The organism is Prolixibacter bellariivorans ATCC BAA-1284, assembly GCF_000621705.1.
In the GTDB taxonomy this organism is placed as follows: Bacteria; Bacteroidota; Bacteroidia; order Bacteroidales; family Prolixibacteraceae; genus Prolixibacter; species Prolixibacter bellariivorans.
On record NZ_JHXO01000001.1, the window covers coordinates 181946 to 203374 of the forward strand.

Genomic DNA, 21429 nt, shown 5'->3' on the forward strand with positions numbered 1-21429 from the left:
GTGCTATTAATTAACACCATGATTAGAAAAAATACAATTACCTACTGGGTTCTGTTTCTGGCCCTCGTTGGTTTGTCATCTTGTACAGCAACAAAACAAGTGGCACAGAAAACTCCTGAAAAACAGGTGGCACAGGAAACAACTCAGGTTACCAAAGATCAGGAAAGGGAATTTCAATATTTGTTAATTGAAGGGTTAAAGCAGAAAGCATTGGGAAATATTGATAAAGCCATCCCTATTTTCTCGCGTTGCCTCGAAATTGATCCTTCTTCTTCGACAGCCATGTTCGAGTTGGCAAATATTCACATTGCCAAAGGGGATTTTACCAGCGCGATGTTATTGCTCGAAAAAGCAGTTGCCAACAATCCCGAAAATGAATATTACCATTTGATGTTGGCGCGCGTTTATCAGCAAAATAAACAGTTCGATAAAGCGGCCGACCAATACGGACAGCTGGCCATTCTGGTTCCCGGAAACGATGATTACAAGTATTATCATGCTTCATTGCTGGCCCAGGCTGGTAAGTACGAAGATGCGTTGAAAGCATTTGATGTACTTCAACAATCGACAGGCCCGCTGGAACAAATAGCGGTGGCGAAACAGCAGCTTTACCTCAAAATGGGGAAAAAGAAAGAAGCATTTAATGAAATTGAAGGATTGATTAAAAACAATCCGAAAGATACCCGTTACTACGGTTTGTTGGCCGATATGTACCTGGCCGACGGAGATAGTGCGAAAGCATTGGAGTTTTACCATAAAATTTTGAAAATCAATCCGGATAACGGTTTTGTGCAAATTTCGCTGGCTAATTTTTATCGCGAAAGCGGAAAACCGGATGAAGCATATAAACATTTGTTATTAGCGTTCAAAAATCCAAACCTGGATGTTGATACGAAGATTCAGATGTATGCGATGATTGCTCGTAAGGATAGCGACAAGGTGACCGATGCTCAGGAGCTCGAATTGCTAAAAGCAATGATGAATGCCAACATGGATGATGAGCGTCCCCGTGCCATGTATGTGGATTACCTTATCCAGCAGAATAAGATTGAAAAGGCCCGTGATGAGATGCGTATTGTGGTGGGAATGAATAAGGATAATATTCAGTACTGGCAACGATTGCTGTTCCTCGACAATAACTTGCAGGACTGGAAGGCCATGTACACCGATGGTGATGATGCGCTCAAATACTTCCCGAGTCAGCCGCTTGTATACATCATGAAGGCAGTTGGTGCTTTACAAATGGAAAAATACCAGGATGTTATTTCTATTTTAGACAAGGGGCAACAGTATGTCGGCGATAATAATCAGGTGAGCTCGCAGTTTTATATGTATCGTGCGGAAGCGTTGTACAAAATGAAGAAACTGAAGGAGGCATACGCCATGTTCGACAAAGTTGTACAGCTCGATCCGACCAACTACACCGCGATGAACAACTATGCGTACTATCTGTCATTGAGAAACGACAGTTTACAATTGGCCGAAAAGTTGAGTGGTAAGGTTGTGCAAGCCAATCCGGATAATGCAACCTTCCTGGATACTTATGCCTGGGTGCTTTTCAAGAAGAAAGATTACAAGTTGGCTAAATTCTATATGGAGTCTGCCATCCGGAACGACAACGATAAAAATCCGGTTCTGCTCGAGCATTATGGCGATATTCTTTATTTCCTTGATGAAAAAGACAAAGCTTTGGAAAATTGGGAAAAGTCGGAGAAAATGGGAAATGACTCACCTACGCTGAAAGAGAAAATTAAGAAGAAAACCTACATCGAAGAAAATCCGAATTAACCGTGTTAAAAATTACCAGGAGAGTTGTATTCCGTTTTATCTGGGTTGGCATCATAGCAACACTTTTATTTTCATGTAAATCGACTGAAAAAATTACGACGGCCAGGAAGATTAGGCACATGAGCTGTGGACGTATTTTGAAGAACGTTTCAGTGAATGAGCCATCTTATGAAAACATGTCTGTTAAACGAGTTTCAGTTAGTGTGGAAGCGCAAGGTAAGAGCCATTCATTCAGGGCTTCGTACCGAATTAAAAGAGATAGTGTTATACAGATTAATGCACAGAAAGCTACCATTCCGGTAGGTAAACTGGAGATTACCCCCGATACCTTCCGGGCGGTTTATTATATCGACAAAGAGTATTACGAAGGTGCTTTGAATTATTTATCAAAGCGAATGGGGATGGACATTGGCTTTGATATGTTCGAAGCAATTTTCACCAACCAGCTCTTTTCGTTTCGAAATAATCCGAAAGACCGCGATTTCAGAGATTTTCATTGTGTAATTGATGATGGTATGTACCGGATTTCGTCAATGAAAGATCGAAAGTTGCGGAAGGTTATCCGGAAGGAGGAAAAATTGGAACGATACCGAAACCGCTTTGATGAAGAGCATTTAATAAGGCAGGATATTTACGTGGACCCGAACAGGTTTGTGATACGAAAACTGGTATTTAACGATATCGATTATAATCGTACCATGAGTTTGGATTTCTCCCATTTTGAGATGATTGATGGTCGATGGTTTCCGGAGGAAATCCGTCTCAAATACACCGGCAAGGAAAATTACGAGGTAAAAGTAAAACTCAGCCGGATTTCGTTTGATCAACCGGAATCTTTTAATTTTAGAATTCCATCGAAATACAAACAAATATTGCTGAACTAATCCATGAAAAGGTGTACTGGCATTTTGATAGCTTTGTTTTTTGTGCTGGCAGGAGTCACATCGGCTTCAGCTCAGTCGCTTTCTGAGCTTCGAAAGAAAAAGCAAAAAACAGCTGAAGAGATCAAGTATACCAATCAATTATTGGAAGAGACCAGTAAACACGCGCAGACTTCATTAAACCGGCTGGCGCTTCTAAATAGGCAAATCAGGTTACGTACACAGCTAATTAGTGAAATTAACGGTGAAATTGCTTACCTCGACAGTTCAATTTCCGACAATGCATACGTAGTCAATAGCCTGACTTCCGATTTAAAGAAGATTCGGGACAATTATGCTCAGATGATTCGGTATGCCAGGAGGAACGCTGATGCCAATAGCAAGCTTTTGTTTTTGTTATCAGCCGAGGATTTCAACCAGGCTTACAAACGGTTTCTTTACTTGCGGCAATATGCCGATTACCGGAAAAAGCAAGTGGAAGCAATTGTTGCTGTGAAAGATATTTTGGACAGCAAACTGGCTGATTTGGAAAAGCGCCGCAAAGAGAAGGAAGAGATGTTGGGGCAGAAGCGAGACGAATCAAATCAAATACGTCAGCAAAAGAACCAGCAAAACCAGTATTACGCTAACCTTCAGAAAAAGCGGCGCGATTTAAAGAAGAAGTTGGAACAGCAGCGTAAGGTTGAACAACGTCTTCAAAATGAGATTGAGCGCATCATTGCTGAAGAAGCGAAGAAAAGTGCAGCCAAAAATAAGAAAGGCTTCAGTTTAACGCCCGCCGAAAAGGAACTGTCCGCTGATTTTGGAAAAAACAAGGGACGTTTCCCCTGGCCGGTTGACCGCGGTTTGATTACTGAGGAGTTTGGGGAACACGCCCATCCGGTACTGAAACGTGTGATGGTGCGGAATAACGGTATCGATATTACAACGAGTGCAGGTGAAAAAGCACGTGCTATTTTCAGAGGAACGGTTTCGCGCGTAGTGGCTATACCGGGCGGTAACATGGCCGTAATTATCCGCCACGGAAATTACCTTACCGTTTATTCCAATCTGAGCGATGTGTTTGTTCGTGCGGGACAAAAAGTGGAAACGAAACAGGAAATTGGAAAAATATACACCGATCCGGGAGATAACAAAACCGTTTTGAAGTTTCAGCTTTGGCACGAGAATAAAAAGCAAAATCCCGAGGATTGGATTGTAAAAAAATAGCGAACAAAAAAAGCTGTCCCCCAAAGACAGCTTTTTCATTTTATAAGTTGGCTACCCTTGTCAATCCGGGTAAATCGATGATTCGTATTTTCCTTCCGTGAAGCTCGATCAATTGGTCGTGTTTAAACTCCGAAAGAAGCCGAATAACGGATTCTGTCGCCGTACCAACCATATTGGCCAATTCTTCCCGCGTAAGCGAAATTTGGAGCGTTTTATTGTCGTCCAGGTCAAAGCTGTCTTTCAACAACAGTAAAACTTCAGCAAGTCGTTCGCGAACCGTTTTCTGTGCAATGTCTGTGATGAAATCGTTGGCATCTTTCAGCTCGGCACAAACAATACGCAGCATCGCCAGCGAAAACTTCGAGTTTTCATCAATCAGATACAGCAAAGTCTTGTATGGAATGTGGCATAAAACGGCGTCTTCGATAACTTTGGCGGTGGTACATGCCGATTCCTGACTAAGTAAAGAACGATAAGCAATGATATCTCCTTTCTTTACAAAGCGGATGATCTGCTCTTTGCCGTCGATTCCGGTTTTATAAATTTTCAGAATCCCACGGGTGATACAGTAAAATCCGGTTAACCGGTTACCTTCCCTATAGATTACGCTTCCCTTCTTGTAAAATGAACAGGTCTTTTCATAATTCAACCTTTCCATTTCGTCCGTTGTTAATGTCTGAAAGAAACGGAATTTGGAAAGATCGGCCTCCTCCTCTATGGGTTCATTATAATTTCTCATTCTGAAAATGCGATTGAATTGAATAGTTTTTAGATTTCGTAAATATACAATTTACGGTTCGAATAACTAAAAATGCTTGATTAACACTTAAAGCCTGATATTATGAAACATATGGTGGATTTAGCATGGCATGAAAACATGTTTTTCGACACGGTTTTAGACGGACACCGCCTTACGATTGATGCTTCGGAAGAAAACGGTGGCACAGATAAAGGACCCCGGCCCAAGAAACTAATGCTATTAGCATTAGCAGGTTGCACTGCCATGGACGTGATATCGATGTTACGAAAAATGAAAATTATACCCGATAAATTCAATGTTATCGTTGAAGCGGATGTAACAGATGAACATCCGAAGAAATACGATAAGATGAAAGTAATCTATCAGTTTAGCGGAAAAGACCTTCCGTTAGCTAAGCTGGAGAGAGCTGTTCAATTATCAGAAGAAAAGTATTGTGGCGTAAGTGCGGTTTATCGCGAAGCATTGGATATGACTTCGGAAATACGAATCGTCTGACCTATGGTTATACCTGTAATCGAAAAATTAGACCCGCATAAAGGCTGGACCAACGACCAGTGGTTCTTTCGGTTGATGACTATTTGTGATTACAAAGCGGAAAATCAATCGGAGGCTTTTCATTTGCATGATTACTATTCAGTCTTCTGGATAAAAACGGGTGAAGTGGTTCATGCTACCGATTTTGTTGAATATACACTGGCGGGAAACAGCATTCTGTTTGTTCCGCCAGGTATCCGTCACCGAATGATTCTCGATAAGTATTGCGATGGCGTTACCTTCATTTTCAATGAAGAATTCATCCGGATGAATTTTGATTCCAATATTCCTGTCCGCGAATACGAGATATTCTTCAATCATACTTTCAAAAGCATGATTACACTCACCGATGAAGACATTCCTGCTTTCGAGATGATTGTGGACAAACTGATGAAGGAGTATAACCGGCACGATAAATTTTCACGCAGTATTGTCCTTAATTTGCTCAACTTGTTTTTTCTCGAAGCATCGCGTATTTACGAAGAGCAGAATCAGGAAGAAGAAGTTGAAGCCGGAGATGCTCCCAATTCTTCTATTATAGAATTTAAATCGTTGATAAATAAATACTACCGTGAAGAGAAAGGCGTAGCGTTTTACGCCGAAAAACTAAATATGCAGCCCTCGTGCCTGAATAGCGTTACCCGAAGGACTTCCGGAATTACAGCGGGCGAAATGATTCGTAACCGCATTATCACGGAAGTTAAACGACTTTTGTTTACTACCGATATGTCTATCAAGGAGATTGGTATTGAAATGGGATTTGACGATCCTGCCTATTTTAGCCGGTTTTTCAAAAAGTACACCGGTACTTCCCTTTCTGATTTCCGAGAACTCTCGCGTAAAAAGTACAAGTAAAGTATATTTTTGTCCATTTACGGGAATACCAGTCAGTTATACCTTTGTATCATAATTCAATTAAAAACCAAAAATTGACAATTATGAAAGTAAAGGTAAATAAACTGGCTGTGGTTCTCGCTTTGCTTGTAGGGACTGTAACTCCTGCATTGGCTCAGTCCTATCAGGTTAATAAAGATGCGAGTACAATTAAATGGACAGGCAAAAAGGTGGCTGGAAGCCATCATGGAACGATTGCTTTTAAAGAAGGTAATCTGGACGTGAAAGACAATCAATTGACTGGTGGAAGTCTTGTTGTCGACATGGCCACTATCAAGGATTTGGATTTAACCGACCCGGAATGGAATCAGAAATTGATTGGGCATTTGCGTTCCGACGATTTCTTTGGAGTAGAAAAGTATCCGGTTTCGAGATTGGTGATTAACAAAGTAGAATCCAAAGGTGGAAATCTGTATCATTTGACAGGAGATCTGACCATCAAAGGAATTACAAAGCCGGTTGAATTCGATTCAAATATTTCGGTAACTGGAAACAAGCTGGAAGCCACCGGAACAATTCCTGTCGATAGGACAAAGTATGGTATCAAGTATGGTTCCGGATCGTTCTTTTCCAATTTGGGTGACAAAATGATTGACGATGTTTTTACCCTGGAATTTAGTTTGGTAGCTGAAAAGTAACCAATCAACTTTCAGAAACAGAAAGGAAATTATCATGCAAAAAGTAATTCATAGAGCCGAAACCCGTGGTCATTTCAATCATGGGTGGCTCAATACCTGGCACTCATTCAGTTTTGCTGATTATTACAATCCCGATCGCATCCAATTTGGTTTGCTTCGGGTACTGAACGATGACATCGTGAAACCTGGAATGGGCTTCGGAACGCACCCACACAATAATATGGAAATTATTACCATTCCGTTGGAAGGACAATTGGAACACCGCGATAGCATGGGGAATGGTTCCGTCATTGAAGCGGGCGAGGTTCAGGTTATGACTGCTGGCTCGGGAATTACGCATTCCGAGTTTAATCCTTCTCAGGAAGAAGAGGTGAATTTGCTGCAAATCTGGGTTTTCCCGAGCGAGCGGAATTTAACACCGAGGTACGATCAGAAACGATTTGATACCTCGAAGATGAAAAATCAGTTCCTGACTGTGGTGACACCCAACGGGGAAGGCGAATCACTTTTCATTCATCAGGATGCCTGGTTTTCATTGGCCGAAACAGATGCTGATAAAGAGATGAAATATCTAATGCATTCCGGCAACAGTGGTGTATACCTGTTTGTGATTGACGGAGAATTGGAAGTGGATGGAGATACGCTGAAAAGCCGCGATGGAATGGGAATTTACGATGTTCCCGAGTTTTTGGTAAAGAGTAAAGAACAGGCGAAATTCCTCGTTATGGAAATTCCCATGAATTAATTTTCGCAATAGTAGTAAGGGTTTTTCGACCTTTTTATATGATTCTCTTTCGTCGTACCTTTAGTGAAAATAAAAACCACGAGGTATGCGAAAAGTGGCTCTAATTACCGGAAGTGCCAAACGTATCGGACGAGCCGTTGCATTGCACCTGGCACAGTCAGGATGGGATTTGGCACTTCATTTTCACCATTCGGAAACAGCAGCAGCTGAATTAAAGAAAGAGCTGAAACATATCAATAGTCGCGGAACCTATCGTTTGTTTCAGGCCGATTTGAATCATGTTCCGGATGTCGAAAGTTTGATTTCCAACGTAATCAGCGTTTTTGCCGGGCTCGATTTGCTGGTTAATAATGCTTCTGTTTTTCAGCCGGGCACGATACAAGATACCTCTTCCATGTTGTTGCAGAGAAATCTGCAGGTCAATTTTATCGCTCCTTTCATTCTTACCCGCGAATTTGCTATTCACGCCGACAATGGCGTCATTGTCAATTTGGTGGACACCCGGGTACGGAAGAACTCCTTTTCACATGCCGCTTACAGTTTGTCCAAGAAAGTACTCTGGGAACTTACCCAAATGAGTGCTGTGGAATTGGCTCCGGCATTCCGGGTAAATGCTATTGCCCCTGGTGCCGTTCTTCCTCCGGAAGGAAAGGATGAAACCTATCTGAATACGTTAGCTGAGTCAACTCCACTGAAAGAGCCGGCGGGTTTGAAGCCGGTTTTGCAAAGTCTTTCCTATATTTTGGAGAATGAGAATCTGACCGGGCAGGTTTTATTCTGCGACAGCGGCGAACAATTGCTTTAACTTTTCACCAATCATTTTGTTTTTATTTATCGAAGTGCTATTTTTTGCTTGCTAACTTAGATTCTCCATTTTATGGCCCTCATACGCATTAAAGATCTGCTGATACGAACCATTATCGGATTTAATCCCGACGAGCGCAAAAACCGTCAGGATGTGCTGATAAATATCGAGATAGAAGTCGATACTCAAAAAGCAATAGAAACCGATGAATCGGAAGGTATCTACGATTATAAAGCGATTACCAAACAAGTGATAAGCCTTGTACAGGAGAGTGAGTTTAATTTACTGGAACGGCTAACCCACGAAATTCTCTCACTCATTATGAAAGATGAGCGGGTAATGCGCGCCAGGGTAGAAGTAGACAAACCCCACGCTTTGCGATTTGCCGAATCGGTTTCGGTTGTAATGGAGGACGAGAGATGAGCAAAGTAAACACCTGTGTGGTTGGTGTCGGTTCCAATATTCAACCGGAAGAGAATATCCGGGAAGCACTTCGCATTTTGGAAGAAGAACAGACACTTCTATCGGTTTCGGCGATGGTAGAAACCGAACCCATCGGTATTACCGATCAGCCGGCTTTCATGAATGGCGCCGTCAAGGTTTCCACTTCGATGAAGCAGTTGGAATTCGCAGCATACCTGAAAAATATTGAAGATCGGTTGAAACGGGACCGCTCGCAGCCCCGTTTCGGACCCAGAACCATCGACCTTGATGTAGTTGTATGGAACGGTAAAGTAGTCGATCGCGATTATTATTCCCGTGAATTTTTAAAGAACGCTGTCGACGAAGTGCTCTGAATCAAAACCAATCTTATGTTTTTAGCTTAAAAAAGCAGCCGCTTTGCTGAATACCTGGCGGAAACTTTCATCTACATCTTTCGCTATTCCATTATTACTTACCGGAAAAGGATTTTCGTGGCTGTAAGAAAACGGAAAATCAAGCACTTCCATGGGAACCGGCACGTCGCCCTTTCTTCCGTGTAGTGTCCGATCGATGGCATCGGGCGGCATAACTTTATCTTTTACCAGGGCAATGGAATAAATCTGTTGATTGTATTTTTTGAAGAAATGCTCTCTTTTTCGTTGTTTTTTTTCAATTCGCAACATGGTCACGAAGGACCTCCACATCTCGCGAAAGCGGAGAATGCCGTACATCTTCAGAATTGCCCGTATCTCCCGGTTTCGTTTGTGAAAAAACATCTGACGCAGGGAGAGAAAAGCCTGGTTGTCCATGATGTATTTTGACGCTCCGTTCATTTGGTCGAAAGTCGGGCCACCGCAAAACATAAACAGCCGCGCATCCTTCAGCAAACCCTTCGGATTGGACAGAAAAAGGATTTCCGAAAGGAATGCTCCTATGGAATAAGCAAAGAAGTCAATTTTAGTTCCTTCCGGGAAGAGTTCATGTTCTCCCTTCGTTATTTGTTTCAGCAAACTGACGATATCCTGGTAGCTTTGAGCGCCTGAAAGAAAAAACTGCTCGGGACGTTCATCCAACCGCGAACTTAATGCAGCGTTAGCGAATGAAAGCTCTTTTAATTCTGACGAGCTGGTTTTCCGTTCTCTTACCACCGAGTTCATTTCTCTCGGATTGGTCCACTTTTTCGGAGAGCGGTTCATGTGAAACGCGATGGGAAACAAGATGACAGGTTTGCCAGTATGTTCGGCCAGATAATCTGCCCATGAGAAATACTTGTCCCAGGTTCGTTCATTCAACCCATGTAATAACAAAATGGCTTCGTCTGGTTTTCTGTTCTCATGTGGTACAAAAACAGGATACCAGAACTGGTCATTTTCCGGATAACTGGTCGCCAGTAACTCATCACCAGACTGTGAAGCCGGGAATAAATCTTTCCAACTGCGCTTTTTCCTGAATTCCGAATGAAATTGAAAATTCCGAATACGAACCTGGCAATTTTCTAATTTAATTTCCGGCTGGTCCGCCACAAAGTTTGCCGCAATCATCTGTTGCATCTCTGTATACTCTCTTGTCATCGCAATTTTCAGTATGGTTGATAATCAGTATTTTCACTTGCAAGTTAGGTCAATATACCGGCTCGGTTATAGTGATTTTACCCCGTTGTTATAAATGCTCCCGATTTGGGATGGAAACTTTATTTAGGGGATGAAATTTCGTATTCAGGGATAAAATTCGGGGCAAATTGGGTGTGCTTATTCTTATTCGAAGTGGTCGCCATTTTCAAATTTTGCGGATTTGCCACGGAAGTGTAGTTTTGAATGGAAATTCGAATGGGATGCTGCCTCGTTCGAATATTGGCAGTTGAAATATGTTTACTTTTATCGCAAGAATAAGTTAATACCACCCCCTTGTTTATGGAAAGACCCAAAAACATACCTGAATATTTCATCAGTAAACGAAACATTTACATTCAGATAGTTTTTACAACCGTCTTTGCATACGCATTTATCAATATTTACGAGCCGTTTGGTGCTGCTCACTGGTATGCCATTACCAAATGGCAGTTTCTACTCTATTCCGGGTTGTTGGTTTTGCTGGGAATGGCGGTTGTTGTCGTGAGCCGGGTAATCATGTACCAGATAAATAGAGTGCGGCCGGTTTCCATTTTACAGTACAGCTTAATGGTGGCCGGTGAAATCTTCATCATGGCCGCTTTTTTTGCGCTCATCGAGGATTATGCGCTCGACGATTCGCGCAGTTACGCTGAGCTTTGGTTTGTCGCGATTCAGAATACGGCACTTATTCTGTTAATTCCCTATCTGATTAGCTTGCTCTATTTTGCTTTTCAGGAAAAGAAAATCAAGCTTGAAAATCTTACTTTCGATTACTTTCGGAAACCTGTCATCGATTTTATTCCCTTCCGGGATGAAAATGGTGTGATGCGCCTGAGCCTCAAAAAAAGTGATCTGCTTTTCCTCGAAGCCAGCGAAAATTATGTGCTCGTTCATTATCGTGTCCGGAATGAAGTGAAGCAGTACTTGTTGCGAAACAGCCTGAAAAAGCTTGAAAATGAAATGAAGCCTCACCACATTTTGCGTTGCCACCGTTCCTACATGGTCAACATTGGACAGGTAAAAATGATGCAAAAGGGAAAGAAGGGCCTGGAACTTCATTTATCAGTACCTGAAAATGTAGTCATCCAGGTTTCCAAAACTTATGAGCCGGCAATTATTGCCGAACTCGACTTGTTGCCTTCTACCGACCAATCCGTGTAGTTGAACCAATGACGGTTTCATTCCCAAAGCATTATTATTAAATACCTTTTTGAGCCCTAGTAAAAAAGAACAAGGGAAGTTGAAATCTTTCTACTGTTCTTTTTCCATCTTTCTAAGTAGGAGTACTGATCACTTATAAGTAGAAGTTTTCAAAAAGAACAGTAGAAGTTGCTGAACTTATACGTAGAAGTTTTTGCTGCCCGACCAGACCTTTGTTTTTGAGAATAAAATCACTTTCACAAGTGCTGTGGTAAAGAATTGTATTTAGGTTTTATGATAAACTACGGACACCTGAAGTTCTCAATAATTTCGTCAGAAAATTGTACACTTTGACCCCATTTGGAAAGCCATAAAACATCTGAGCTTCAATAAAAATTTTCCTATATTTGTAGACTTTTAAAAACCGGAGGTTTTCAATCATTATGACGAGGAAATTCAGGGAATATAAGGAGTTTGATCTATCGCAAATAAACAAGGATGTCCTGAGCTATTGGGAGCAGGACGACACGTTCCATAAATCCATGTCGACCCGCGAAGGACGACCGACATTCGTGTTCTACGAAGGTCCACCTTCCGCCAATGGTCAGCCGGGTATTCACCATGTAATGGCCCGCGCTATCAAAGATGTTTTTTGTCGCTACAAAACCCAACAGGGTTACCTGGTAAAACGGAAAGCCGGCTGGGATACCCATGGACTTCCGGTTGAACTGGGCGTTGAAAAAATGCTGGGCATTACCAAGGAAGACATTGGTAAGAGCATTACCGTTGAGGAATATAACGCTGCCTGCCGCAAAGAGGTGATGAAATACACCGACATGTGGGAAGAGCTGACCCGCAAAATGGGTTACTGGGTGAACATGGACGACCCGTACATCACATACGATAACCGGTACATCGAAACACTTTGGTGGCTATTGCGCCAGTTGTACGACAAGAATATGTTGTACAAGGGCTACACTATCCAGCCTTATTCGCCGGCTGCCGGGACCGGATTGAGCTCACACGAGCTGAACCAGCCGGGTTGCTACCGCGATGTGAAGGACACCACCTGTGTGGCTCAGTTCAAGGTCATTCGTGACGAGAATTCGGAGAAGCTTTTCAACGGCGTCGATACGGAATTATTCTTTATCGCCTGGACCACTACTCCCTGGACGTTGCCTTCTAACACGGCGCTGGCTGTAGGTGAAAAGATTCAGTATGTCCGCGTAAAAACATTTAATCCTTACACCGGAACTCCGGTAACAGTTATCCTGGCCAAGGATTTGCTGAGAAGCTATTTCCCTGAAAAGAATGAAGAACTTTCGCTGGATGAATACCAACCCGGCGATAAAAAGATACCCTACCAAATTACTGCCGAGTTTAAAGGCTCCGATTTGGAAGGTTCTGCATATGAGCAATTGATTCCCTGGGTTAAACCGATGGGGGATGCCTTCCGGGTTATCACCGGTGATTTTGTGACAACGGCCGATGGTACCGGAATTGTGCACATCGCTCCCACGTTCGGTGCGGATGACGACCGTGTAGCAAAGAGAGCAGGTATTGCCCCGTTGATTCTGATCGACAACGAAGGACGTCGTCAGCCGATGGTGGATAAAAAAGGCCGTTTCTTCCGCACGGAAGACCTGGACAGCTCTTTTATTAACGAATTTGTTTCTACTGATTTATATGCTGAATATGCCGGCCGGTATGTGAAGAATGCCTACGATGAGAGTTTGGCTGATGATGACGCAACACTGGATGTGGATATTTCGGTGATGCTGAAGAAGGAAAACAAAGCCTTCCGTGTCGAAAAGCACGAGCACAACTATCCGCACTGTTGGCGTACCGATAAACCGGTGCTCTACTACCCGCTCGATTCCTGGTTCATCAAGACGACAGCGGTTCGCGATGATTTGATAGAGCTGAACAATACCATCAACTGGAAGCCGAAATCGACCGGAACCGGCCGTTTTGGTAACTGGCTGGAAAACCTGGTTGACTGGAACCTGTCTCGTTCGCGTTACTGGGGAACTCCGCTGCCAATCTGGAGAACCGAGGATGGTTCGGAAGAGAAATGTATTGGTTCGGTGGAAGAGCTTTACGGAGAAATTGAGAAAGCGGTAGCTGCCGGATTCATGGATAAGAATCCATATGAAGGATTTGTACCGGGTGATTACTCGAAAGAGAATTACGACAAAATTGATTTGCACCGTCCCTACGTCGATAACATCGTGCTTGTCTCACCGAATGGTGAAAAGATGATGCGCGAGTTGGATTTGATTGATGTTTGGTTCGATTCGGGCGCGATGCCGTTTGCACAGATGCACTACCCGTTTGAAAACAAAGAGATTTTTGAACAGGTTTTCCCGGCCGACTTCATTGCTGAAGGTGTTGACCAAACCCGTGGATGGTTCTTTACATTGCATGCCATTGCTACCATGACGAAAAAGTCGGTAGCATTCAAGAATATTATTTCTAATGGTCTCGTTCTCGATGCCAAAGGAAACAAAATGTCGAAGCGACTCGGCAATGCAGTCGATCCGTTTGAATCGATTGAAAAATACGGTTCCGATCCGTTGCGGTGGTACATGTTGACCAACTCCCAACCCTGGGACAACCTGAAATTTGATATTTCGGGAGTGGAAGAGGTGCGCCGTAAGTTCTTCGGAACGCTGTATAATACCTATAGCTTCTTTTCGCTTTACGCGAATGTAGATGGCTTTACCTACAGCGAGCCGGAAGTAGCAGCTGCCGATCGTCCCGAGATTGACCGTTGGATATTGTCGTTGCTGAACAGTTTGGTGCTGGAAGTGAGCGATGCTTTGGAAAGCTATGAGCCAACCCGTGCCGGACGCGCTATTTCGGAGTTTGTTACCGAGAATTTGTCGAACTGGTACGTACGCCTGAGCCGGAAACGTTTCTGGGGCGGCGAGTATGGTACCGACAAGATTTCGGCTTACCAGACGCTATACACTTGTTTGGAAACAGTTGCCAAACTGGCTGCTCCTATCGCACCATTTTACATGGAACAGCTGTTCCGCGATTTAAATGCGGTGACCGGACGTGATGAAGATATCTCGATTCACCTGACTGAATTCCCAAAAGCAGACAGTTCGCTTATCGACAAATCGCTGGAAGAGCGGATGGATATTGCACAAAAGGTTTCTTCCATGATTCTTGGCCTTCGCCGGAAGGAAAAACTGAAAGTGCGTCAGCCGCTGGCGAAAATCATGGTTCCGGTGCTGAATGCACATTTCCGTGAGCAATTTGAGGCTGTCCGGGATATTATTTTGACGGAAGTCAACGTTAAGGAAGTAGAGTATATCGATGATACAGCTGGTATTATCAAGAAAAAGATAAAACCGAATTTCAAGACGTTAGGTCCGAAGTACGGAAAAATCATGAAGCAGATTGCCGGTGCTATCAACCAGATGACGCAGGATGATATCGCCCGCTTCGAAAAGGAGAATGCTTATGAACTCGCTGTTGGTAACGAAAGCGTTCATCTCGGACTGGAAGATGTGGAAATTCTTTCGGAAGATATTCCGGGATGGTTGGTTGCCAGCGAAGGCGGACTGACCGTTGCTTTGGATATCGAAGTGTCGACCGAATTGCGACAGGAAGGAATTGCCCGTGAGTTCATCAACCGTATTCAGAATCTCCGCAAGGAAAGCGATTTTGAGGTAACCGATAAGATTAACCTTCAAATTGCCCGCCACGATGAGATTAATGAAGCGGTCGAAAATTTTAGTGATTACATCAGTAACCAGACATTGGCTTCGAATCTCGAACTGGTGGACGCCATAGAGGATGGAAAGGCCAGACTGGTTGAGATTGATAAAGGAGTCGAAACCTATATTATGGTTGAGAAAGTGGGAAAATAATTTCCCCTGTTATCAGCCATGGTAATATAAGCTGAAAAAAGTTATATTAGTCAGCTTATTTTAAGCCTGTATTCACCTTAATACTTTTACATTATGGCTGAAAAAATGCGATATTCAGATGAAGAATTGGCGGAGTTCAAGGATATCATACTGAAGAAACTTGAAAAAGCGAGGAAAGATTACGAGTTGTACCGAAATGCTATAACCCACGGCGACGGAAACGACACGCAAGACACTTCGCCTACATTTAAAGTGCTGGAAGAAGGAGCTGCCACGCTTTCGAAAGAAGAAGCCGGAAAACTGGCTCAACGGCAGCAAAAATTTATTCAGCACCTGGAAGCTGCATTGATCCGTATAGAGAACAAAACTTACGGTATTTGCCGCGAAACAGGAAAATTAATTTCGAAAGAACGACTGCGTGCCGTTCCTCATGCTACGCTCAGTATCGATGCAAAAAACAAGCAACGGTAATTGGTCGCACAGCGGGAACTGGATGAAAGTTGTAAGAAATAAATGACTTATTTTGTCCGGAGTGGAATTCTACGCTCCGGATTTTTTATAATGGTTTGTTGAAAGATTATGGTAATGGGTAAGAAAACCAGCTCGTTGTTGATCGTATTCCTGATTTTACTGGCCGATCAGACATTGAAGTTTTGGGTGAAGACGCATATGATGCTTGGACAGGAGTTTTCCATTTTCGGAAAATGGTTTGTCATTCATTTTGTGGAGAATAACGGAATGGCCTTTGGGTTTGAGTTTGCCGGAAATTATGGTAAGATTTTTCTGAGTGTTTTCCGTATAGCTGCTGTGGGCGGTATTGGTTGGTACCTGACCAGGCTTTGGAAGCGAGATGTACCTTTCGGTTTGATTGTCAGTGTTTCCCTTATTATGGCTGGAGCGATTGGCAACATTCTGGACAGCGCATTTTACGGGATGATTTTCAACGATAGCTACGGACAGGTGGCCACGCTTTTCCCTCCCGATGGAGGTTATTCAACCTTTTTGCATGGAAGAGTGGTAGATATGCTCTATTTCCCGATTCTTGAAGGGCATTACCCGATGTGGTTTCCGTTTTGGGGAGGACAACAGTTCATCTTTTTCCGTCCGGTTTTCAACTTAGCCGATTCATCGATTACCATTGGAATATTTATGATTCTGCTTTTCTACCGACGTTTTTTTGATCGGCATGAAACGGTCAGTGCTTCGGTTACTCCAACTGAAAATGTTGAATAAATGATAAAGAAAAAGCCGGTGTTTAAACCGGCTTTTTCATTCCATAAGATGTAATCTATTAACCCGAATTTTTGATTCAAAGAATCATTAAAAGGTTCGTTCACTCAGTAATTTTCCTTCTGAGCCATATTTTTTCCATGTGCCTGATTTCTCACCATTCACATAATTCATTTCATAAATCAGACTTCCCTGGTCGTCCCAGATTTTCCATTCACCATCTTTCTTTCCTTCTTTGTAGTTGGCAACAGCAACTTTCACTCCCTGCCGGTTATAGGTAATCCAGGTACCATCCATTTCGTTGTTCTTATACGAACAAATTCCTTTCAGTTTACCATCTTCGAAATAGAGTTTTGCTTTTCCATCCTTTAAACCTTCTTTCAGGTTCATTTTCATTTTCGGATTTCCATTATCGTAGTACTGGGTATATTCGCCTGAATACGGTTTCGAATCGGCGTAGTACGTACCATCAATTTTGCTGATATCCTGTGCGAATGTATTGGGTAAAAGGAAAAGCAATATCGCGATTAATCCAATCAACTTCTTCATAACAACCTCCTTATCTCTAACATGTTTTATTATGCTAAAGTTAAGTAAAAGTTAACTGAATTGATTTTGGGTTAACAGAAAATTAATGTTAAATATTTATTTCAAAATGAAAATTACAAATAAAGAAGAGAGATTATAATGATAGTATTATGGTGCAGTAGTAATACTATAGATAACATAATGTGAATATTGGGCTTTTTTTGTAGGCTTTATTTGCTGTCTTATGTCAGGAATGAGTGGTTGTAAAACGCTGCAACGAGTGCGAATTATGTCAGAAAATTCAATAAAAAACCCGTTCCGGGGCAACAGAACGGGTTAGCATGCTAGAAACAAATTTTAGTTCGAATTCTTCAGACTAAAATCAACTTCATTGGCTTTGGGTGTGAGTTGAATATTTTCGACTGTCGAATTTTCATAAGAAATATAGGAAGCTGTCAATTTGTATTTACCGGGCTTCAAATTGTCGAAGCTGTATTTTCCATCGAAATCGGTGTAGGCAACTTCGTTGGTTCCGTCGATGGTTACTTTTACGCCGACCAGTGTTTCATTCGTGTTTTTGTCAATTACTTCTCCATAGAGTTGGGTTAGTGCGGCAGTGTTACTCGATGCGTTTTCCGACTTACTTTCTTTGTTGGCAGCCATTGCCAAAACTGTGCTTCCAATCAATAAAAAGGATAAAACAAATTTTTTCATTTCGCTAGTGTTTATTCACAAAGAAAAGTATGGCTAAATAATTACAGAGTGGTTACAAAAAAGTTAAGATCCGATGAAGATTAGAAGCTTAATTTGAGCATAATTGATTGATTATAATGTTTGTTCATAATGAAAAAATGCCCGCTCTCTTTTGAAAGCGGGCGTTTTCAGGTCTTAAGAATGAACCAGATCTGGTTGAAGATACTGGTTCACTCATCCTGTTTAGCGCCATCAATTCAGTAGAATTTTACAATTCCGCATGCTGTATAGTTAAATTGAAAGCGTAAACAGTTATACTTTAGTCTTTCAGTTTAAAGTATATTTTGAAATTTTGTTTGGGCCCCTTCTTCTTGCTTCCAACCAAATAGTAGTTCACTACTTCATATTCCGGGTAGATATTTTTCCACATGAAATAGGCGCTACTATCGCTGCTGGTTGGCTGTTGAAAGGGTAAGCCAAATTTAGTAATGCTCTGGGGTATGTAATCTACCGGAGGGCTATTCACGATGATTTCAATCAGTTTGTTCTTCTTGAAACGAAATTCAGCAGAGTCCATCGAATTGTAGAGTTGGATGAATCTGCGCTGACCGAAATACCAACGGTAATAACTCGTATCAGGTTGAGCATGCAAAAGCTTTTTAACCTCTGTCGTATCCGGATGCCCTTTTATTTGCGTCGCGTCAAAAATGAGGCTGTTTCCGGACTTATTGTTGCCACAGCCAAATACCAGTGCCGTTAACACGACGAGAATGAAAATTTGAGCAGATTTCTTCATCTGAATCATGTTTTACTGTTTACTTAACCGATAGTTGAAAGTTATTGCATACGTGCGTCCCTGCTGGTATTTGGTGGTGTAGTAAATGTTATCGCCTAGGGTGATTTGCTCCTTATAGGTATTGTTCAGGAGGTTCTTGGCTTTAAACATCAGCGAACAGCGCTTCGACAGGTCTTTTTTCAGTGTGAAGTTCATGTCAGGCATAGGCTGCAGATAAATCGACGGAAGGTCAATCTGGTACACAATCAACCGTTTTCCACTTACGTTGAAACTCAGTGTCGATTCCCATCCTTTTTCAGGATTGTCGTACGATAAACTTCCGTTGAATGTGTAAGGTGCCTGGTTGTACATCGGCCGCGTATCACTTGCGCCCGGGTCCCAACTGCGAATGGCTAGCAGCTCTGCAGGTGTGACATTGACGTACGAATAGACGTAGGTGAAGTTGGCCGAAACACGGAAGTTTTTTAGTGCTTCGGCGAAGGAACCGAGGTTCTTCCGAACTTCTACTTCTGCTCCATACAAACTGGACTTATCCACATTTTTGAACTGGAACTGACTGGTTGATCCGCCTGCTCGTGGCAGCTGAGCATTTTCAATCGGATTGAAGAACTTTTTGTAGAACAAGCTGGCCGAAAGATATTCTCCCGGACTCGGGAATTTTTCCCAACGCAGGTCGAAGTTGTTCACCAGCGTTCGCTTCAGCTCCGGGTTACCGTTCTGAATATAACCACCAAAGAAGTCGTAAGTAGCCAGTGGTGCAAACTCTCTGAATGACGGACGGGCGAGCGTTCGGTTGGCCGAAATGCGAATATTGGTTTTGTCGTTGACGTTGTATGTTAATGCCAGCGACGGAAGGAGATCGTTCGTGTTAATTGTACCAGTCGAATCATTGAAGGCGCGTAGGTTCATGTCGGTTTTTTCCATTCGCACACCGGCCGTAAGATTCAGTTTTTTAGCAATCGGGCTTTCAATCATCGCATAGGTTGCCAACAATCGCTGATAGGCATCGAAGTTGTTACCGTCGATGTTTATCATCATCAGGTAATTTTTCAATACACCATCTACATAACCGAGATTTTGGTCCAGGAAGAAGACGCTGATATCGCCATCGAAGTTTTTGTTTGCCTGAATATTGTACTGGTAAATATTCTCCCGGAATGTACGGTTTTTATACGTATACAATCCGCCAAACTTCACTTTCGACTCGCGTCCGCCGAATAATTTTGCCGGAAGGGTAAAATCAAGTTTCGAACTATTGTTGGTCTCTTTCAGATCACGGTAGAAACGTGAAGGACGGTCGAGGTTTCCCATATAATACAGCGTATCTCCCTGCGGATTGATGGTGTATTGGTTCCTGATCATCCGCGTATCAGGCTGCTTAATGGAAGAGGTGGTAAATGAATTGCTCCATTTCACATTCAGGTTGTGCAAGCGAGGAAATACATGTTCACCTCTCAACTGTCCATTCCGGAAAGCTCTTTGCGTATAAGTGATAGCGCGGTTTTGCAACCGGGTTGTTGAGTCCGGATTTGCGTCCAGCAGGTAACCTTCCTGGTAGCGTGCTTCGCTGGTTCCGCTTTGGTTGGTTAAAAGACTCAATCCAATTTTGTTGTTACTGTTGAACTTGTAGGAAGTATTAAACATGGCTCCCAACAACACTTCGTCTTCTGATTTTTGCTCTAAGCTGGACGTATGCACATCTCTGTTCAGTGTTGTTTGCCCTTCGCTAATACCTTCGTAAGCATTCTGGACTCCATCGGTATAATTTGAATATTTCCGGTTATACGAAAGTCCTAAAATATATCCGAGTGGTTTATTGAAGAGCTTAACCTGATCACCTACCGAGAAACTGAAACTATGATTCAGGAACTGCGAAGCTTTTCCGGGATTGAACTGCCTGTTCTTGAATGCTCTGGAAACATTTGTGATTTCTGTTTTATTCATGTACGGATCGGGAAAATCGCTGGCACTGTATTGACTGATTTCTTTTGGCAAAGCCCGGAAACCGTTGTCGTAACCAAGGAAATCGGTTGGACTTCCCTTTGGAGCCAGGAAATCGCTGTTAAAGTTGGCTTGGGGATTGTATTCAAGCCCCAGCGAAAAAGTAAGATTAAAGGATGTTGGAAAATCTTTGGTAGTGATATCAACCAATCCGCCGGTAAAATCGCCAGGCAGGTCGGGTGTGAATGTTTTATATACAATAATATTGTCAATCAGGTTAGTGGGGAACAAATCAAGTTGGACCGAGTTTTTATTCGGGTCCAGACTGGGAACATCCGATCCGTTCAGAACCGATTTACTGTATCGGTCTCCCAAACCTCTGACAAAGACATATTTTCCTGATTCAATGGTAACACCGGTTACCTTTTTTAATGCTCCGGCTGCATCGCTTACGCCCATGCGCGAAAACTGGTCAGCAGTAATTGCATCGAATAGCTTCGGCGATTTTCGTTGCAAGGTTAGCAGGGCATTTTCACTATTCTTGGCTGCTTTAGCGGTGATGACTACCTCATTGATTTCGAGATCTGCCGGCTTTAGATGAACGGTGAGTTCTTCGGCTTTGCCCGCTTCTACTTTGACATCACTGATGACGGTAGTTTGGTATGAAATGTAGGACACCCTGATGTTGTAGGTGCCTGAATTTATATCGTTGAGTGTGGCAATTCCATCAAAATCGGTAATGGTACCTTTTGAGGTCCCTTCAATCATGACAGTTGCTCCAATCAATGTTTCACCGGTTTTATCGTCAACCACTGTTAACCGGATGGAACCTGTTTGAGCAAAGGCAGTAAAAACACTACCAATTACCAACATTAGACTGAATACAGCATGCTTAAAATTCATAATAAATCTGTTAAATTCTGAGATTGA

20 protein-coding genes are annotated in these 21429 nt (G+C 42.6%); 14 read left to right on the forward strand and 6 right to left on the reverse strand.

Annotated features, from left to right (window positions below):
- The first annotated feature begins 18 nt into the window (after positions 1–18).
- The 3 genes from T426_RS0100835 to T426_RS0100845 are packed head-to-tail and all read left to right on the forward strand — an operon-like array spanning position 19 to position 3878.
- Positions 19–1788 (forward strand): tetratricopeptide repeat protein, encoded by a 1770-nt coding sequence (locus tag T426_RS0100835; RefSeq protein WP_025862644.1) that lies wholly within the window; start codon positions 19–21, stop codon positions 1786–1788.
- A 2-nt stretch (positions 1789–1790) separates the two neighbouring features.
- Positions 1791–2672: a lipoprotein insertase outer membrane protein LolB1 gene (gene lolB1 / locus T426_RS0100840; RefSeq protein WP_487042761.1), complete on the forward strand. Its 882-nt coding sequence runs from the start codon at positions 1791–1793 to the stop codon at positions 2670–2672.
- A 3-nt stretch (positions 2673–2675) separates the two neighbouring features.
- The gene (locus tag T426_RS0100845) at positions 2676–3878 is read left to right on the forward strand and encodes a murein hydrolase activator EnvC family protein (RefSeq protein ID WP_025862646.1); all 1203 of its coding nucleotides are present in this window, start codon (positions 2676–2678) and stop codon (positions 3876–3878) included.
- Positions 3879–3918: 40 nt separating this feature from the next.
- Here the strand turns inward: T426_RS0100845 and T426_RS0100850 are convergent, their stop codons facing one another.
- The gene (locus T426_RS0100850; protein WP_025862647.1) at positions 3919–4617 is read right to left on the reverse strand and encodes a Crp/Fnr family transcriptional regulator; all 699 of its coding nucleotides are present in this window, start codon (positions 4615–4617) and stop codon (positions 3919–3921) included.
- A 102-nt stretch (positions 4618–4719) separates the two neighbouring features.
- Here T426_RS0100850 and T426_RS0100855 point away from each other — a divergent pair, with 102 nt between their 5' ends.
- The 7 genes from T426_RS0100855 to folK all read left to right on the forward strand — a co-directional run bounded on the left by T426_RS0100855 (position 4720) and on the right by folK (position 9051).
- Complete coding sequence (locus T426_RS0100855; protein WP_025862648.1) at positions 4720–5133, forward strand: OsmC family protein; 414 nt, start codon at positions 4720–4722, stop codon at positions 5131–5133.
- A 3-nt stretch (positions 5134–5136) separates the two neighbouring features.
- A complete protein-coding gene (locus T426_RS0100860) occupies positions 5137–6027 on the forward strand; it encodes a helix-turn-helix domain-containing protein (RefSeq protein WP_025862649.1) in 891 nt (296 codons plus the stop codon).
- Between the two features lie 83 nt (positions 6028–6110).
- Positions 6111–6704, forward strand: a complete 594-nt coding sequence (locus tag T426_RS0100865; RefSeq protein ID WP_025862650.1) for a YceI family protein — start codon at positions 6111–6113, stop codon at positions 6702–6704.
- Between the two features lie 34 nt (positions 6705–6738).
- Positions 6739–7449 carry a pirin family protein gene (locus tag T426_RS0100870; RefSeq protein WP_025862651.1) on the forward strand — a complete coding sequence of 237 codons (711 nt, stop codon included), beginning with the start codon at positions 6739–6741 and terminating at the stop codon, positions 7447–7449.
- 85 nt (positions 7450–7534) lie between these two features.
- Positions 7535–8254, forward strand: a complete 720-nt coding sequence (locus T426_RS0100875; protein ID WP_025862652.1) for an SDR family NAD(P)-dependent oxidoreductase — start codon at positions 7535–7537, stop codon at positions 8252–8254.
- A 72-nt stretch (positions 8255–8326) separates the two neighbouring features.
- Positions 8327–8677, forward strand: coding sequence for a dihydroneopterin aldolase (locus tag T426_RS0100880; RefSeq protein WP_025862653.1), 351 nt, complete (start codon positions 8327–8329; stop codon positions 8675–8677).
- The gene (folK, locus tag T426_RS0100885; protein WP_025862654.1) at positions 8674–9051 is read left to right on the forward strand and encodes a 2-amino-4-hydroxy-6-hydroxymethyldihydropteridine diphosphokinase; all 378 of its coding nucleotides are present in this window, start codon (positions 8674–8676) and stop codon (positions 9049–9051) included. Before T426_RS0100880 ends, folK begins: the two co-directional genes overlap by 4 nt.
- Before the next feature lie 21 nt (positions 9052–9072).
- On the opposite strand, the gene T426_RS0100890 is transcribed toward folK, so the two are convergent.
- A complete protein-coding gene (locus tag T426_RS0100890) occupies positions 9073–10248 on the reverse strand; it encodes a DUF6051 family protein (protein ID WP_148303642.1) in 1176 nt (391 codons plus the stop codon).
- A 339-nt stretch (positions 10249–10587) separates the two neighbouring features.
- On the opposite strand from T426_RS0100890, the gene T426_RS22320 reads away from it, so the two are divergent.
- The 4 genes from T426_RS22320 to T426_RS0100915 all read left to right on the forward strand — a co-directional run bounded on the left by T426_RS22320 (position 10588) and on the right by T426_RS0100915 (position 16544).
- Entirely contained in the window at positions 10588–11448 is an 861-nt protein-coding gene (locus tag T426_RS22320; RefSeq protein ID WP_051568907.1) for a LytR/AlgR family response regulator transcription factor, read from the forward strand.
- A 422-nt stretch (positions 11449–11870) separates the two neighbouring features.
- On the forward strand, positions 11871–15311 hold the full coding sequence (gene ileS / locus T426_RS0100905) for an isoleucine--tRNA ligase (protein ID WP_025862657.1): 3441 nt from the start codon (positions 11871–11873) through the stop codon (positions 15309–15311).
- A gap of 93 nt (positions 15312–15404) precedes the next feature.
- On the forward strand, positions 15405–15782 hold the full coding sequence (locus T426_RS0100910) for a TraR/DksA family transcriptional regulator (RefSeq protein WP_025862658.1): 378 nt from the start codon (positions 15405–15407) through the stop codon (positions 15780–15782).
- Positions 15783–15896: 114 nt separating this feature from the next.
- Positions 15897–16544 (forward strand): lipoprotein signal peptidase, encoded by a 648-nt coding sequence (locus tag T426_RS0100915; RefSeq protein WP_051568908.1) that lies wholly within the window; start codon positions 15897–15899, stop codon positions 16542–16544.
- Positions 16545–16631: 87 nt separating this feature from the next.
- On the opposite strand, the gene T426_RS0100920 is transcribed toward T426_RS0100915, so the two are convergent.
- The 4 genes from T426_RS0100920 to T426_RS0100935 all read right to left on the reverse strand — a co-directional run bounded on the left by T426_RS0100920 (position 16632) and on the right by T426_RS0100935 (position 21402).
- Positions 16632–17090 (reverse strand): toxin-antitoxin system YwqK family antitoxin, encoded by a 459-nt coding sequence (locus T426_RS0100920; protein ID WP_025862659.1) that lies wholly within the window; start codon positions 17088–17090, stop codon positions 16632–16634.
- A gap of 336 nt (positions 17091–17426) precedes the next feature.
- A complete protein-coding gene (locus tag T426_RS0100925) occupies positions 17427–17783 on the reverse strand; it encodes a carboxypeptidase-like regulatory domain-containing protein (RefSeq protein ID WP_025862660.1) in 357 nt (118 codons plus the stop codon).
- 298 nt (positions 17784–18081) lie between these two features.
- The gene (locus T426_RS0100930) at positions 18082–18558 is read right to left on the reverse strand and encodes a hypothetical protein (RefSeq protein ID WP_148303643.1); all 477 of its coding nucleotides are present in this window, start codon (positions 18556–18558) and stop codon (positions 18082–18084) included.
- A gap of 12 nt (positions 18559–18570) precedes the next feature.
- A complete protein-coding gene (locus T426_RS0100935) occupies positions 18571–21402 on the reverse strand; it encodes a TonB-dependent receptor (protein ID WP_036984096.1) in 2832 nt (943 codons plus the stop codon).
- Positions 21403–21429: the final 27 nt, after the last annotated feature.

Coding starts and splice junctions, on each gene's coding strand:
- T426_RS0100855 (WP_025862648.1), top strand. CDS start 4,720: ATGAAACATATGGTGGATTTAGCATGGCATGAAAACATGTTTTTCGAC.
- T426_RS0100930 (WP_148303643.1), bottom strand. CDS start 18,558: ATGAAGAAATCTGCTCAAATTTTCATTCTCGTCGTGTTAACGGCACTG.
- T426_RS0100870 (WP_025862651.1), top strand. CDS start 6,739: ATGCAAAAAGTAATTCATAGAGCCGAAACCCGTGGTCATTTCAATCAT.
- T426_RS0100890 (WP_148303642.1), bottom strand. CDS start 10,248: ATGACAAGAGAGTATACAGAGATGCAACAGATGATTGCGGCAAACTTT.
- T426_RS0100875 (WP_025862652.1), top strand. CDS start 7,535: ATGCGAAAAGTGGCTCTAATTACCGGAAGTGCCAAACGTATCGGACGA.
- T426_RS0100910 (WP_025862658.1), top strand. CDS start 15,405: ATGGCTGAAAAAATGCGATATTCAGATGAAGAATTGGCGGAGTTCAAG.
- T426_RS0100860 (WP_025862649.1), top strand. CDS start 5,137: ATGGTTATACCTGTAATCGAAAAATTAGACCCGCATAAAGGCTGGACC.
- T426_RS0100925 (WP_025862660.1), bottom strand. CDS start 17,783: ATGAAAAAATTTGTTTTATCCTTTTTATTGATTGGAAGCACAGTTTTG.
- T426_RS0100915 (WP_051568908.1), top strand. CDS start 15,897: ATGGGTAAGAAAACCAGCTCGTTGTTGATCGTATTCCTGATTTTACTG.
- folK (WP_025862654.1), top strand. CDS start 8,674: ATGAGCAAAGTAAACACCTGTGTGGTTGGTGTCGGTTCCAATATTCAA.
- T426_RS0100865 (WP_025862650.1), top strand. CDS start 6,111: ATGAAAGTAAAGGTAAATAAACTGGCTGTGGTTCTCGCTTTGCTTGTA.
- T426_RS0100935 (WP_036984096.1), bottom strand. CDS start 21,402: ATGAATTTTAAGCATGCTGTATTCAGTCTAATGTTGGTAATTGGTAGT.
- T426_RS0100850 (WP_025862647.1), bottom strand. CDS start 4,617: ATGAGAAATTATAATGAACCCATAGAGGAGGAGGCCGATCTTTCCAAA.
- T426_RS22320 (WP_051568907.1), top strand. CDS start 10,588: ATGGAAAGACCCAAAAACATACCTGAATATTTCATCAGTAAACGAAAC.
- ileS (WP_025862657.1), top strand. CDS start 11,871: ATGACGAGGAAATTCAGGGAATATAAGGAGTTTGATCTATCGCAAATA.
- T426_RS0100835 (WP_025862644.1), top strand. CDS start 19: ATGATTAGAAAAAATACAATTACCTACTGGGTTCTGTTTCTGGCCCTC.
- T426_RS0100920 (WP_025862659.1), bottom strand. CDS start 17,090: ATGAAGAAGTTGATTGGATTAATCGCGATATTGCTTTTCCTTTTACCC.
- T426_RS0100880 (WP_025862653.1), top strand. CDS start 8,327: ATGGCCCTCATACGCATTAAAGATCTGCTGATACGAACCATTATCGGA.
- T426_RS0100845 (WP_025862646.1), top strand. CDS start 2,676: ATGAAAAGGTGTACTGGCATTTTGATAGCTTTGTTTTTTGTGCTGGCA.